At 70.1% G+C, this 13,888-nt stretch carries 11 protein-coding genes; 2 read left to right on the forward strand and 9 right to left on the reverse strand.

The genetic code is table 11. From position 1 onward, the window contains the following. Window positions 1–25: 25 nt before the first annotated feature. The 6 genes from CWT12_RS09745 to CWT12_RS09770 all read right to left on the reverse strand — a co-directional run bounded on the left by CWT12_RS09745 (window position 26) and on the right by CWT12_RS09770 (window position 5,039). Window positions 26–445 (reverse strand): hypothetical protein, encoded by a 420-nt coding sequence (locus tag CWT12_RS09745; RefSeq protein WP_161924642.1) that lies wholly within the window; start codon window positions 443–445, stop codon window positions 26–28. Window positions 446–495: 50 nt separating this feature from the next. Beyond that, entirely contained in the window at window positions 496–1,644 is a 1,149-nt protein-coding gene (locus CWT12_RS09750; protein WP_161924643.1) for an MraY family glycosyltransferase, read from the reverse strand. Further along, window positions 1,641–2,333 (reverse strand): L-threonylcarbamoyladenylate synthase, encoded by a 693-nt coding sequence (locus CWT12_RS09755; protein ID WP_161924644.1) that lies wholly within the window; start codon window positions 2,331–2,333, stop codon window positions 1,641–1,643. The genes CWT12_RS09750 and CWT12_RS09755 overlap by 4 nt, the downstream gene beginning before the upstream one ends. Before the next feature lie 93 nt (window positions 2,334–2,426). Next, window positions 2,427–2,795: an SdpI family protein gene (locus CWT12_RS09760; protein WP_161924645.1), complete on the reverse strand. Its 369-nt coding sequence runs from the start codon at window positions 2,793–2,795 to the stop codon at window positions 2,427–2,429. Between the two features lie 70 nt (window positions 2,796–2,865). Continuing rightward, the gene (locus CWT12_RS09765; RefSeq protein WP_161924646.1) at window positions 2,866–3,564 is read right to left on the reverse strand and encodes a response regulator; all 699 of its coding nucleotides are present in this window, start codon (window positions 3,562–3,564) and stop codon (window positions 2,866–2,868) included. Next, a complete protein-coding gene (locus CWT12_RS09770; RefSeq protein WP_161924647.1) occupies window positions 3,561–5,039 on the reverse strand; it encodes an ATP-binding protein in 1,479 nt (492 codons plus the stop codon). Before CWT12_RS09770 ends, CWT12_RS09765 begins: the two co-directional genes overlap by 4 nt. 136 nt (window positions 5,040–5,175) lie before the next feature. On the opposite strand from CWT12_RS09770, the gene CWT12_RS09775 reads away from it, so the two are divergent. Continuing rightward, complete coding sequence (locus CWT12_RS09775) at window positions 5,176–7,344, forward strand: PspC domain-containing protein (protein WP_161924648.1); 2,169 nt, start codon at window positions 5,176–5,178, stop codon at window positions 7,342–7,344. Between the two features lie 321 nt (window positions 7,345–7,665). Beyond that, complete coding sequence (locus CWT12_RS09780) at window positions 7,666–7,938, forward strand: hypothetical protein (RefSeq protein WP_161924649.1); 273 nt, start codon at window positions 7,666–7,668, stop codon at window positions 7,936–7,938. 97 nt (window positions 7,939–8,035) lie between these two features. On the opposite strand, the gene CWT12_RS09785 is transcribed toward CWT12_RS09780, so the two are convergent. From CWT12_RS09785 to CWT12_RS09795, 3 genes are read right to left on the reverse strand one after another with little or no spacing between them, the layout of a single operon-like run. Further along, a complete protein-coding gene (locus CWT12_RS09785) occupies window positions 8,036–8,620 on the reverse strand; it encodes a DJ-1 family glyoxalase III (protein ID WP_161924650.1) in 585 nt (194 codons plus the stop codon). Between the two features lie 23 nt (window positions 8,621–8,643). Further along, window positions 8,644–10,161: an alpha-amylase gene (locus CWT12_RS09790; protein ID WP_161924651.1), complete on the reverse strand. Its 1,518-nt coding sequence runs from the start codon at window positions 10,159–10,161 to the stop codon at window positions 8,644–8,646. A gap of 56 nt (window positions 10,162–10,217) precedes the next feature. After that, entirely contained in the window at window positions 10,218–13,775 is a 3,558-nt protein-coding gene (locus tag CWT12_RS09795) for an ABC transporter ATP-binding protein/permease (RefSeq protein WP_161924652.1), read from the reverse strand. Between the last annotated feature and the right edge of the window lie 113 nt (window positions 13,776–13,888).

Here is a 13,888-nt window from a genome sequence, read left to right on the forward strand (position 1 = left end):
CCGCACTTCACCGGGGTCGGCCGGATCAGGTGTCCTGATCCGGCTCGCAACCGCCGGAGGGCGCATGGCTGCCGGATCCGAGCGAGACCACCTCCACGCCGGTGACTCCCAGCAGTGCTGCGGCGAAGGCGCTGAAGAACCAGCCCGGGGCAAGTGCGTCCCGGTGCGGCCCGAGCACCAGTACCACCCCGATCATCACCAGCACCTTCCCGGCGAAGGACGCCATCACGCCGGCCGACGCCAGCATGGGGAACCGGTCCCAGGGAACGAGCAGGGCGACCACGGTAATGGCGGTCAGCAGCCCTCCGGTCAGCGCGCCCAAGGCGGCCCCGGACCAGGCGGCGCCGCCCGCGATTCCACCGGCGATGAGCGCGGCAGCCGCGATCACGACGCCGGTGCACGCAACGCGCACGGCCGTGCGCCGGAACAGGGATCGGTGCTGCATGCGGCGCGGTACTCGCTGCGGTGTCTTCAGCACTGCCGGGCGCCCCTGGCTCAACGTCGGCCTCCCGCGTCGTGGCGGGCGCGCACGCGGCGCGCGCCCAGGCCCCGCATCCACGCCTGCCGGACGCCGGGCATCAGGTCAGCGGTGACCACCAGGGCAATGCCGACCCCCGCGATGCTTCCCACCAGCACCCAGCGCAGCGGGAAGAAGGCCATGGCCGCCACGGAGTACGCGGCCACCGCCGCCCACACGTACATCACCAGCACGGCGCGGCGGTGCGAGTGGCCGGCGGCGAGCAGCCGGTGGTGCATGTGCATGCGGTCGGGGTGGAAGGGGCTGTGGCCGGCCCGGGCACGGCGCACGATCGCCATAATCATGTCCATCAGCGGCAGCAGCAGCACCGCCAGGGGGATTAGCACCGGCAGGAACACGGGCACCGCCGTCGGCCCCTCCAGTATGCCGGGGTCGATCTGCCCGGTGACGATGATCGTGCCGGCCGCGCTGATCAGGCCCAGCTGCATGGATCCGGAGTCGCCCATGAAGATGGTGGCCGGGTGGAAGTTATGGGGCAGGAAGCCCAGGCAGATGCCGATCAGGGCCGCCATCACCGTGGCCGCCAGGGAGGTGTAGGACTCCGGTGAGGTGTGGCGGGTGAGCACGTAGATGTACAGGAAGAAGGCGGAGGCGCCAATGCCGATGATGCCCGCGGCCAGACCGTCCAGGCCGTCGACGAAGTTGACGGCGTTGATCACCGCCAGCACCACGATGATGGTGGAGAACAGGGACAGCCGCGAGGAGCCGAGCGTCAGACCGCCTACGGGGAAGGTGATCAGCTGCACTCCCTGCCAGGCCATGATGCCGGCAGCCAGCACCTGTCCGACCAGCTTGGTCATCCAGTCCAATTCCCACAGGTCGTCGATCACGCCCAGGAGGCACACCAGTCCGGCGCCCAGCACCACCGCCCAGGCGGAGGAGTCGATGACATTGGACAGGTAGGGCACCCGCGAGGCCATCACCATCGCCGTGGCGAAGCCCGCGAACATCGCCACGCCTCCCAGCCGCGGGATCGGGGTGGCGTGTACGTCCCGCGCCCGCACCGGGGTGAGGGCGCCGGCGACCAGGGCGAGGTGACGCACAATCGGCACGGCGACATAGGTGACGGCCGCGGCGACCAGCAGTACCAGCAAATAGACCTTCATGCGCCCAGGCCCTCCAGCTGCGCCCGGGTGATGGCGCCCTCACGCAGCATAGCCGGGGACTGCGCCCGCGCGCCGGCCAGGGAGATGATCGTGGAGGGCACGGATCCGGGAGTGGGGCCGCCGTCGAGCAGGCGGATCTGTGTGGGCACCGCCCCGATCGCGCCCGGCCGGGGCGCCCCGGCGACGTCGACGACGCGGCCGGGGAAGGCGGCCCGTACCCCGGCGGCGTCGGTGGCCGGGGGCCTGCCCGTGGCATTGGCACTGGTCACCGCCATTGGGCCCGTGGCGCGCAGCACGGCCAGGGCGAGGGGGTGATCGGGCATGCGCACGGCGATTGTGCCCCCGGTATCCCCCAGGTCCCAGCCGAGGCCGGGCGCGGCGTCGAGCACGAGGGTGAGCGCTCCGGGCCAGAAGGCCTCCATAAGCGCGCGGGCGGCATCCGGAATGCGGGCGACGATACCGTCGAGCCGACTGGCATCCGCAACCAGTACGGGCGGCGGCATGGCACGGCCGCGTCCCTTGGCGGCCAGTAGGCGGGAGACGGCGGCCGCGTCGTCGGCGCGCACACCCAGGCCGTAGACCGTGTCCGTGGGCAGTGCGAGGATCCCACCGGCGGCGACGTGTGCAGCGGCCCTGGCGATCTGCTCGGGCATCGAGTCCGAAGGGGCCTGCTGTGTCACGGCCGTCATCCTCGCACGATTCACCCGCCCACGCGCGCACGCACCGTAATGCGTGTGGATGTTGAGTCCGAGCGGTCACCCGCCCACGCATCTCGGTAACGTTCAGCGCTTGGCCGAATGCCTCTCAGCGGTCAAGGCGGCATACCAGATCAGGGCAATGCCGAGAATCGACTGGAGCACGAATACTACGCACGGGAACATGAACGGAACGATTTCAGGCAATAACGCCTGAATCAGGAACAGCACCGCGCAGTCGAAGAATATGAAGCCCATCAGCAAGGTGGCGTTCGCGCAGGCAGACTGTATCTGATACCAGTCCTCCTCGGAGCGGTAGGCGCGGGGGATGCGCACGCCCGCGAAGGAGTTCGGCTTGAGGGTGCCTCGCTTCATCTTGACGCCGATGATGGTGACCGCGAGTCCGCCTGTGGCGCATACAACCGCCAACAGCAGGCTTGCCAGGAAGTCCGTCATGTCCTCACCTCGTTCTACCCAGGGCACGACTCCTATGGGACAGATCACAGTCTACTATCGGCCGGGACGCCTACACGATGCGGCGGGCGGCCGCCCAGCGGGTGAGCTCGTTGCGGTTGGACAGCTGCAGCTTGCGCAGCACGGCGGACACATGCGTCTCCACCGTCTTGACCGAGATGAACAGCTCGGCGGCGCACTCCTTGTAGGTGTAGCCGCGGGCGATCAGCCGCATGACCTCCCGCTCGCGGGCGGAGAGCCGGTCCAGCTCGGAGTCGGCCACGGCCACCTCCCCCGCCCCGGCGCCGAAGGCGTCCAGCACGAAGCCGGCGAGCCGCGGGGAGAAGGCGGCGTCCCCGGCGGCCACGCGCCGCACCGCCTGCGCCAGGTCAGTGGAGGAGATGGCCTTAGTGACGTAGCCGCGGGCGCCGGCCCGGATGACGCCGACGACGTCCTCGGAGGCGTCGGAGACGGACAGGGCCAGGAAGCGGGTGGTGGGCACGTCCCGGCAGGCGGTGACAACCTCGGCCCCTCCCCCGCCGTTGCCGCCGGGCAGGTGCACGTCCAGCAGGACGACGTCGGGGGTCAGGGCGTGGACGGCGGCGATGGCGCCTTCGACGTCGTCGGCCTCGGCGACCACCTCCAGGTCGGGGGCATCGGCGGCGAGCTCGGCACGTACCCCGGCGCGGACCAGGGCGTGGTCGTCTACTACGAGCACACGCAGCGAGGGCTGCGGGCCGGCGGACTGGTTTGCGTCGGAAGAGTGGGTCACGGGAGCTCCTGGTAATGGGTGCGGATGAACGACTGCGATTGACGCAGTCGGTGGTACGGGGTCAGTGGACAGGGGGGAGGCCCGGCCGGGGCGGCGGGTGGTGAGGACACGGGCGGGTAGGCCGGCGTGGCCGGTGAGGGCGCCGTCTTCAGGGACAGGTGCACCTCGGTGCCGGATTCACGACGGCGGACGCTGGCGTGTCCGCCATGGCGCTCCATGCGGCCAATGATCGACTCCTTGACGCCGTGACGGTCGGGGGCCACCTCGGCGAGGTCGAAGCCGGCGCCGTGATCGCGGACGAACACGTCCAGCTGGTCGGCGGTGATCTCCGCATAAGCGCTCACCGGCGGGGCGCCGTGGCGTACGGCGTTGGACAGGGCCTCGCGGGTGGCGGCGATGACGATCTCGGTGTCCGGGTCCGGGGGCCGGTCCCCCACGACGACGAGCTCGACCTCAACGCCGTGGCGGTCCTCGATCTCGGCGGCCAGGTCGCGCAGGGTGTCCGCCGCGGAGGTGGCAGCCTCGGGACGGTCGGTGTACAGCCAGGCACGCAGCTCGCGCTCCTGGGAGCGGGCCAGGCGGGCCACCGTCTCGGGGTCGTCGGCACGCTTGCGGATCAGGGTCAGGGTCTGCAGCACGGAGTCGTGCAGGTGCGCGGCGATGTCGGCGCGCTCGGCCTCGCGGGCCTCGGCGGCGCGGGTGTCCGACAGGGCGCGGTTGGTGCGCAGCCACAGGGGCGCCAGCACCAGGCCGATGCCGAGTACGAGGGCACCGCCGGTCAGCGCGCCGGTGAGCAGCACCCGCGGCGGGGTGTCATCCCCGATCCACAGCAGGATGCCGACGGCGGCGAGCACGACGCCCCCGGCCAGGCGCAGGATGGTGCCCGATTCCCGGGTCGGTCCGGTCAGCGCGTCCGCCTGGGACCAGGCCAGCGCGGCGCCGGCGGCCACCAGCACGAGCGGCAGCAGCCAGCCGGCGCCGCCGGAGAAGGCACCCTGCCGCCAGGCGGCCAGGAGCGCAGCTGCAAGCAGCAGGGCCGCCCCACCCGCCATCCCGCGCATCCTGGGGGTCAGCAGTGGCTGGTCTGCGGCGTGTCCGGCCAGCCGAGACGCCAGGCGGGCGCGCGCGGGCGGCAGGGGCGCGGGGCGAAGGGGATCACCGGTGGGCACCAGCGCCCACAGCAGCAGGTACAGCAGGGCGCCGGCACCGCTGGAGACCGTCAGCACCATCAGCGCCAGGCGCACCGCGCCCACCGGCAGGCCCAGGTGGGCGGACAGTCCGGCGCATACGCCCGCGAGCGCACGCGAGGGGCAGGGAGGCTGGGCCCGGCGGGGCGGGCGGCGCAGCGGCGGGCGGGGCGAGGCGGTCGCGCCCGCTCCCGACGCCTGTGCCGGTGCCGACGTCGGGAATGAGGCCGACGCGAGCAGATTCCCGTGCCCGGACACGGGAGGCACGTCGGCGGCCGCTGAGGTCATGGCCCCATGGTGGCACGGCGGGGCGGCCCGAAGTGGGGGCGGTGCCGGAAATCAGGGGATACTCGTGACCGAATCGGGGACGGTTCAGGGGAGGTCCCCATCGCGCGTTGCGGGCCGCGCCACGGACCATGGAGGCATGAGTGAAGTGCCCCCTCCCGACCCGCAGGCCCGCCCCACAGGCCCCGTTCCCCCACCACGCCCCCACGGCGGCCCGGTGCCGCCGCGCCCGGCGGCAGCCGGATTCTTCGACTCGCTGCGCCGCACCGGACTGGTGCGCACCAATGAGCGTTGGATCGGCGGCGTCGCCGGCGGACTGGCCCGCCGACTCGGCCTGGACCCGACCCTGGTGCGCTGCGTGTGGGTGGTACTTTCCATCTTCAGCGGCCTGGGGCTGGTGCTGTACGGACTGGGGTGGGCGCTCATGCCAGAGGAGTCCGATGGCCGCATCCACCTCGAGCAGGCCCTGGTCGGCGACTTCGACGCCGGGTTCGCCGGGGCCGTGGCGACCTTCGTCTCGGGCTGGGTGCTGCTCGACCACGGGTTCATCCCGTCCTGGTACATCACCGGCTGGGTTGGTGCGGGCTATTACGACCTGTTCTGGTCCGTGGTCGGAAGCTGCCTGGTGCTGGGAGTCGTCTACCTTATCTACCGCGCGGTTCGGCGTGAGCGGCGCCAGCCGCCCGCGTCCTTGGGGGAGGCCGGGCCCTGGGGGACGACGGCGCCCGGAGCGCCGTACCCGGGGGCGCAGCAGCCCGTGACGCCAGCGTCTGCCGCAGGCCGCGCCGACCCGAGTACGACGGGTCCGCGCCGCGTTCCCGCCCCCACTGCGGGTTCCGGCCCGGCGCCGGCTTCCGCCCAGGCGCGGCCCGCGTCGGCGCAGGCGGCTCCCCCTGGTGCCGCCGGACCGCAGCAGGCCACGCAGGCACCGGCCGGCCCAGCGCGGGGCACGGCCGTCATGGCCGGGGCGGCAGCGCCGGTCCGGGGCGCATCCCCAGTCGGCCCTCGCCCGGCGGGACCCGCGCCCCGGCCCGTGCGTCCGGTACCTCCCCCTCCCCGTGTTCCCGGCCCGGGGCGGCGCCTCGGCCTGGCGCTGGTGGGCATCGCCCTGTGCTGCCTGGCCGCGATCGTGCTGATCTGGTCGACGGGCGGCATGGGTCCGCTCGCGGCGGGCTTCGCAAGCATCGGCGCCGTCACCGCCCTGCTGGGGGCGGGTGTCATCATCAGCGCGCTGCGCGGACGCCGCGGCGGCTGGATGACCGGCCTGGGCTGGCTCGCCGCAATGGTGGCGGTACCCCTCCTGATCATCGGTACCAGCGTGCCGGACGGCGCCCTGAGCGCCACTGCGACCACCAGGGACACCCCCTCCGGCACCGTCACCCTCACCTGGGACGAGCTGGAGCCCCAGTTCGCCGCTGCCGACGGCGACCCGAACATGACAGTGGACCTGGGCAACTACACCGTCGGCGAGCTCATCATCGACCTGACCGACATGCCGGTCGGTGAGGAGCCCCAGGCGCGGGCGCACCTGAGCCTGGGCGTGGGCACGGTATCCATTCGCACCACCATGGGGCAGAACCTGCGCCTGGACTCACGTGTCGGGCTTGGAATCACCACCGCCACCCTCCTGGACGAGTGGACCGTCGACGAGCGCTCCGTAAACGAGTACGGCGGGTACTCGGACAACCGCTTCACCGTTGACGGCAACAGCGTCGTCACCCACCACGTGGAGCGCTGGCGTCCCGGCGAGACTGCGACACTCGTCTCGCCTGCCGCCCAGGACGCGGCTACCGCACTGAGGCTGGAAATCGAGGTGGGCACCGGATCGGTGCGCGTGGACGAGTGGGTGGGCGCCGTCACCTGGTGGGGCTACATGGATGATGCGGCCTGGATCGTCGAGTACTGGCTCGACGAGCGCGGCAACTATCACAGCGAGCTCCCGGTTCCCGGCATGACGCATGCGGCGATCGATACGGATACCGCCGGGGTATGCGCCAACGCGGTGACCGAAGCCCTGGACCAGGAGGCGGACGCCGACGGCGACTCTGACGACCCTGACAGCTACCAGGACTGGGAGGACCAGGGATGGTACGGAAGCTGGTACAGCGTGTCGGACCTGTCCGGTGTGGGGCGTGAGGCCTGGGAGCAGTGCGTAGGCGACGCCCTGGCGACCGAGGCATCCGCCCCGGCTGGCTCCGCCGACACGTCACCCGCGCCCTCTCCATCGCCTTCACCCGCGCCGACCGCTGCGCCCACTGCCACGCCGGCCGCGACCGCCCCGGAGCCCAGCGCCTCCCCTACCCACTGACCTGAGACATCGCGCTTTTGAGGAGACAACCATGAGCAACAACGACACCCCCGCGCAGGCGGAGGCCACCGACGCCGGCGAGACCAACCCGGCCGACGCCACCACTGCGGAGCCAGAGGCCGGGGCGACCGCCACCGGGCTGTCGGCCGCCTCCCCCGAGGCCGCCCCGCACCCGACGGCTCCGCCACCGCTCCGCTGCCCGCGCCGGCTACGACGCCGTCCTCCTCCGAGGACACCTGGGAGCTGCCCGGCGGGAAGCCGCCCGAGTCCCCCGCGCCGCCCAAGGACGCCAAGGATCTACCCGTCACCCCGGAGCAGGACGTGTGGAGCGGGCAGCGCCGTGCCGGGACGACACCTGGCAGCGTCCCGCCCCCAGCAGCCGCCGATGCGGCCCCGCGCGGCGTGCGGGCGAGCACCCTGGTGTGGGGACTGGTCCTCCTGGTGCTGGGCGGGCTGCTGCTCGCAGTCTCCACCGGGGTCCGGATCGACCTGGTGACGGCCATGATCGCGCTACTGGCCGGCGTCGGCGTCGCCCTGCTGATAATGGCGCTGGTACCCCAGCGCAAGGCGGACGCTCCCGGCACGGGTGCCTGAGGCGGCGCAGCGGACATGCGGAGCGCAGCGGGACCGGCGCGTCATCAGCGCCGGTCCCGCTGCGTCACTTATGCCGGTCCCGCGGTGAGGAACGGCGTCAGTACTGGTAGACGATGCCGCGCTTGACGGCCTCTACGGCGTCGTCGCCCAGGTAGTGGCGCACGATCGCCAGGCCGAGCTCGATGGCGGTGCCCATGCCCCGACTGGTCAGGAGCTGGTCGTCAACAACCACCGCGGCCTCGGAAGTGCTCGCACCGTGCTCGGCCAGCACCTTCATGAAGTTCGGGTTGGAGGTGGCCGCGCGTCCCTCCAGCAGCCCCAGCTCCGCCAGGATCGAGGGTGCCGCGCAGATCGCGGCCAGGGGTCGGCCCTGCCCCATGCGGGCGGTGACCTCCGCAGTCACGACGGGGCTCGCCTTGAGGTTGGGGGTTCCGGGGATACCGCCGGGCAGGAACACCATGTCGTAGTCGGCCAGGTTGACCTCTCCCAGCAGCGCCTCGCAGGTAAGCACCACCTTGTGGGAGGAGGTGACCGCCAGGGAGTCACCCACGGCTATCAGGTCGGTGCGGATACCGGCGCGGTACAGGACGTCCACAACGGCCAGCGCCTCGACCTCCTCCAGGCCCTCCGCAATGAGAACGGCTACCTTCTTGTCGGTTGTGAGCTTGTCCGGCGTGGGCATGGTTCCTCCTCGATCGTGTTCCCTCAGCGTACGCGGACCAGGCGAGTCATGCCCCGGTCGATGATCGGGCGGGCCGATGCGGGCACATACACGGACAGCCCGGACTCGCCGACCGGGAACTCGGCGCTGCCGTCGCCGCTGATGGTGATGGCCCCGTGCCCGCCGATCGCGCAGATCCACCGCTCCCCCGCGTGCCGGGCGCCCACATACAGGCGCTTGGTGGCGGCCAGGGCGGTGGACAGGACGACGGCGAGCCCGGAACCCGGGTGCTCGTCGTCACCCTCCCGGGTGAAGCCGACCAGGTCCGCGGCGTTGAAGACATCGTGCTGCGGGCCGTAGGCGAGGCTGCGGCGCAGCCGCATCAGCAGCGGCAGCTCAATGCAGGCGGAGATGTCGCCGGTTTCCGGGGTGCCGAACAGATCGCCCCAGAACACGCAGGGGGTACCCTCCCGCCGCAGCAGGATCAGCGCGTAGGCGGCCGGCTTGAACCCGGGTTCCACGAATGACTGCAGCGACTGACCGGGCTGGGTGTCGTGGTTCTCCACGAAGGTCACGGCATGATCGGGATCGGCCTCCACCAGGGTGTGCTCGAAGATCTTCGACAGGTCGAAGCGGTCCTTGAAGGAGGCGTGGTAGAGCCGGTAGTGCAGCGGGGTGTCAAACATGCACATGATCGGCTCCTCGCCCAGGTAGGCGCACAGCTCGGCAGCGTCCCGGGACCAGAACTCGCCGACGGCGGGCACCTCCCGGCCGGTGGCCTCGCGCAGGGCGGGCAACCAGCGGCGGTAGAACTCGCGGCTCATGTGCTTCAGGGCGTCCAGGCGCACGCCGTCCACACCGGTGGTCTCCAGGTACCAGCGGCCCCAGCGAATGAGCTCATCCGACACCTGCGGGTTGTTCAGGTCCACATCGGCACCCATGAGGTAGTCGAAGTTGCCGAGCTCGTCGGTCACATCCTCATTCCACTCCTTGCCCTCGAACAGCCACACACCGTTACGGCGGGCCTGCTCGTCCCAGTCCGTGCCCAGGAAGCAGGTGTGATCCCAGGTGAAGTCGGAGTAGGCGCCCCGGCGGCCGGGGAAGGTGAAGCGCGTCCAGGCGGTGATGGTGCCCGGGTCCGCGATGGGCTTGCGCCGGTCAGCGCCGTCGACCTCAACGGCGCGCACCTGCTCAACGCCGTCGGCCCCCATACGGTGGTTGAGGACAATATCCGCCAGTACCTCCATACCGGTGGCGCGCAGTGCCGCGACTGCGGCGACGTACTCGTCCTTGGTGCCGTACTTAGTCGGCACCGTGCCCTTCTGGTCGAATTCGCCCAAGTCGTAGGTGTCGTAGACGCCGTAGCCGACGTCGTCTACGCCGGCCTGCCCCTTGTAGGCGGGCGGCAGCCAGATGGTGGTGACGCCGGAGTCCGCGATCAGTGCGGCATTGTCCGCCAGGAAGCGCCAGTGGCTGGAGTCGGCGGCGAGGTCCCAGGCGAAGCCTTGGAGCAGGATCGGGTTTTCACGCCCACCGGAACCGAAGGTAGTCCTGTCACTCACAGGGGCAGCCTACCGGAGTTACAGATCAGCCACCGCGGGCCCGGACGCGGATGCCCTCACTCCGAGCGCAGTGCCTCCACGGGGTCCTCCCGGGCCGCCTTACCCGCGGGGATGAGGCCGGCCAGCACGGTCAGTCCCACGGATATCAGGATTAGGACCACGCCGGCGGTGACCGGCAGCTGGGCGATCGACTCCACCCCGAAGCGCCCGTAGATGAAGGCGTTCACGGGCAGGCTCACCAACAGGGTGATGCCCACGCCCATCACCCCGGCCAGCAGTCCCTCGATCACGGTCTCCGCATTGAACACGTGGCGGACGTCCGCCTTCGACGCACCCACGGCGCGCAGGATGCCGATCTCCTTGCGGCGCTCCAGCACGGAGATGTAGGTGATGATGGCGATCATGATGCTGGATACCACCAGGGAGATCGCCACAAAGGCGATCAGCATCCAGGAGATGATGTTGACGATCCGGGTCACCGAGCTCATCAGCACGCCAACGACGTCGGTGTAAGTGATGACCTTGTCATCGGCGCCGGCCGCGGCCTGCTGGGCGTTGTAGTCCTCCAGGATCTGCTTGACCGAGTCCTTGGCCTCGAAGTTCTTGGGGTAGATGTCGATCTCGCTGGGGTTGTCCAGGTCCGCCCAGCCCAGCGCGGACAGGTTCGACTCGTAGGTGGCGGCCTCGGTGCTTACCAGCGTGGCCAGCAGCTGGCTGAGCTCCTCCGGGGTCATCTCCAGCTGGAAGGCCTCGGCGAAGGCATCGGCGTCAACGCTCATGGCGTCAGCCAGACCGGTGGCCAGCTGGGTAGTTGCGGCCTGCACCTGTGCGGCAATCTGGCTCTGAATGGTGGTCATCATCTGCGCCATGGCCGCGGCCATGGCCTGCTGTACCGCGCTGGACAGGGCGTCGGTGATAGAGCCTGCGACCGCGCCGGCCACCTGAGAGCCGATTTCCGCCACGAGCTGGTCTCGCACGGCGTCGGAGATGTCAGCTACGGCGGGGTCGGTACCCAGGGCGGCAGTGAGGTTCTCGGTGAGCTTGGCCGAGTCGATGACGTCATCGGAGCCGAGGGTCTGCGCGATGGTGCGCTGCACCTCCTCCTGGGTCAGGTAGTCGGTTACCAGCGTTCCCAGGTCAGGATCGTCGGCGGGGTCGTCCGGGTCCTCACCGGCGGCGTGCTCACCGTAGTAGTCGGTGAAGTCTGCGATCAGGCCGGTCATCATGGCGGAGACCTGCGCGTCGGCGCCCTCCTTGATTACGCCGTCGGACAGGGCCTGGGTGATCAGGGCGACATAGTCGACGTCGGCCAGCTGAGGGAACTGCTGCTCCAGGTCGGTCAGGCTGAGCGATGACAGGTCCAGGTCAGAAAGGTCGATCTCGGGCTGGACGGCATCCAGGCCGGACAGGTCCAGGCCGGAGAAGTCCATCTGGGTGGTGTCCAGGCCGGACAGGTCGACACCTGACAGATCCATGCCGGAAAGGTCCAGGGCGCTGGGATCGATCTGGAAGGCCAGCTGCAGCTGAGCCTCATCGACGGTGAACAGGTTGGAGATGTCGAACTCGGTGTCCCCGGCGGCATCAGCCTCCTCGGCAAAGGTCTTTCCCGTAAACACGTTCACCTCCGGCCTGGCCAGCTGCGCCTTGACGATGTCGGAGGCCGCGGCCTGCTCAACCAGGTGCTCGGTCAGCGCGGGCGGGTAGTACACGCCCGGGACGAGCGCGGCCTGGGAACCGTTCGCGCGCACGATCCCAACCACGCTGACGGTCTCGCCTGCGGCGACCAGGCCGGACATGTAAGCGGCGTCAGAGGACTTGTCCGTCCACACGTCGTAGTCGGCGTCGTACACGTAACGCTCGTGGGCGGGGACCAGGGTCAGGGTGCGCCCGATCAGGTCGTTGTAGGCGTAAGTGCGCTCCGCGCCGGAGTCCGCCGAGTCGCCTGCGGCGGCGGTAGCGGAGGAAGTAGCGCCGACGGTGGCGGCCGGCTCCGCGGCCGCGTCTGCGGTGGCCTCGGCGCCTGCCTGCGCGGTTGCCCCAGTGGCGGGCTCCGTAGCGGGGCCTGTGGCTGGATCCGTAGCTGGATCTGTGGCGGAGTCCGCTGCCGCAGCTGTAGACGTTGCGCCGCCGAAAGCGCTGGAGCCGGGCAGGCCGCCCGCCATTCCTGACACGTAGGTCTGTACCAGCTGCTCCAGCTCACTGTGCTCGCGCAGGCCGAGCGCGTACTCGGTCAGGTCACTCATGCGACCATCCTCGGGAAGGACGATCACCAGCTCGTTGTATGCCGTAGGCCAGCGGCCGGAGGCGAGTTCGTACTGGTCGGCGTACAGGTCCGTGTCCGCGGCCAGTTGCTGGAAGGCGGTCATCTGCATGGTGGCCGTCATGGCCCCGAAGCTGGAGAAGGCCGTGTCGGGGTTGACCTGCGTGGGCATCTGCCCGGCGGAGTCGGCATCGACCGGCAGGTACAGCTGCGGGGTGACGTCATAGAGGTACTCGATGGCGTTGGTGTAGTCGCTGATGCTGCCGCCGTCGGCGTCGAAGTAGGACTTCAGGGCGGCCAGGTCATTGGTGTTGGCCGAGCCGAGCATGTTGCTCAGAGCGCGCCGCTCCCCCACCACGCCGTCGGGCAGGTCGTCCTGCGTGGCGGTCTCGGTGGCCTGGGCGATCAGGGAGGTGTAGTCCATGCCCAGCCGCTCGATCTGAAGCGGATAGGAGGAGAGCGTCTCCTCCTCTGTGCGGGCGATATAGGCGTTGACCCCATTGGCCAACGCCAGGATCATGGCAATGCCGATGATGCCGATGGACCCCGCGAAGGAGGTCATCAGGGTGCGGCCCTTCTTGGTCATCAGGTTGCTGAAGGACAGCGACAGTGCTGTCAGCGGCCCCATGCGGGTGCGCCGCGGGGGCCGGGCCTCACGGGCGTCCTCACCTGCGGGGATGTAGGGGGCGGTGTCTGAGGTGATGCGCCCGTCGGCGAGCTCCACGATGCGGGTGGCGTAGTCGTGCGCGAGCTCGGGGTTGTGGGTGACCATGATGACGAGCCGGTCGGCGGCGACCTCCCGCAGCAGGTCCATCACCTGGATGGAGGTGCCCGAGTCCAGAGCGCCGGTGGGCTCGTCGGCCAGCAGGATCTCGGGGTCGTTGATCAGGGCGCGGGCGATGGCTACGCGCTGCATCTGACCGCCGGACAGCTGGCTCGGCCGCTTGTGCACGTGCTCGGACAGGCCCACCTGGTCCAGGGCCTCCAGGGCGCGGCGGCGGCGCTCTCCCCGGGAGACCCCGGTGAGGGTGAGCGCGAGTTCGACGTTGGCCAGCACGCTCTGGTGCGGGATCAGGTTGTAGGACTGGAAGACGAAGCCGATGCGGTTGTTGCGGTAGGCATCCCAGTCGCGGTTGCGGTAGTGCTTGGTGGAGATCCCGTCAATAACCAGGTCGCCGGAGTCAAAGTGGTCCAGGCCGCCGATGACGTTGAGCATGGTGGTCTTGCCGCTGCCGGACTGGCCGAGCACGGCGACGAACTCGTTGTCCCGGAAGGAAACGGTCACACCGTCCAGTGCGGTCTGGTCTAAGGATGCGGTGCGGTAGGACTTGGTTATCTCGTGCAGCTCAAGCATGGGCTCTCCGGAGCGGGGGTTGAGTAGGAAACCCTATGCGGTCTTCCTGAAAGAACCAACAGAGTTCAGCCATCCCTCGCCCAGACCGGCACAAGTTACACACCCAGACCGGC

The organism is Actinomyces sp. 432 (assembly GCF_009930875.1).
Classification (GTDB): Bacteria; Actinomycetota; Actinomycetes; order Actinomycetales; family Actinomycetaceae; genus Actinomyces.

What these genes read in the sequence shown, in the direction of transcription:
- CWT12_RS09795 (WP_161924652.1), bottom strand. Translation starts at nt 13,775, where the DNA reads ATGCTTGAGCTGCACGAGATAACCAAGTCCTACCGCACCGCATCCTTA.
- CWT12_RS09775 (WP_161924648.1), top strand. Translation starts at nt 5,176, where the DNA reads ATGAGTGAAGTGCCCCCTCCCGACCCGCAGGCCCGCCCCACAGGCCCC.
- CWT12_RS09770 (WP_161924647.1), bottom strand. Translation starts at nt 5,039, where the DNA reads ATGACCTCAGCGGCCGCCGACGTGCCTCCCGTGTCCGGGCACGGGAAT.
- CWT12_RS09755 (WP_161924644.1), bottom strand. Translation starts at nt 2,333, where the DNA reads ATGACGGCCGTGACACAGCAGGCCCCTTCGGACTCGATGCCCGAGCAG.
- CWT12_RS09760 (WP_161924645.1), bottom strand. Translation starts at nt 2,795, where the DNA reads ATGACGGACTTCCTGGCAAGCCTGCTGTTGGCGGTTGTATGCGCCACA.
- CWT12_RS09745 (WP_161924642.1), bottom strand. Translation starts at nt 445, where the DNA reads ATGCAGCACCGATCCCTGTTCCGGCGCACGGCCGTGCGCGTTGCGTGC.
- CWT12_RS09785 (WP_161924650.1), bottom strand. Translation starts at nt 8,620, where the DNA reads ATGCCCACGCCGGACAAGCTCACAACCGACAAGAAGGTAGCCGTTCTC.
- CWT12_RS09750 (WP_161924643.1), bottom strand. Translation starts at nt 1,644, where the DNA reads ATGAAGGTCTATTTGCTGGTACTGCTGGTCGCCGCGGCCGTCACCTAT.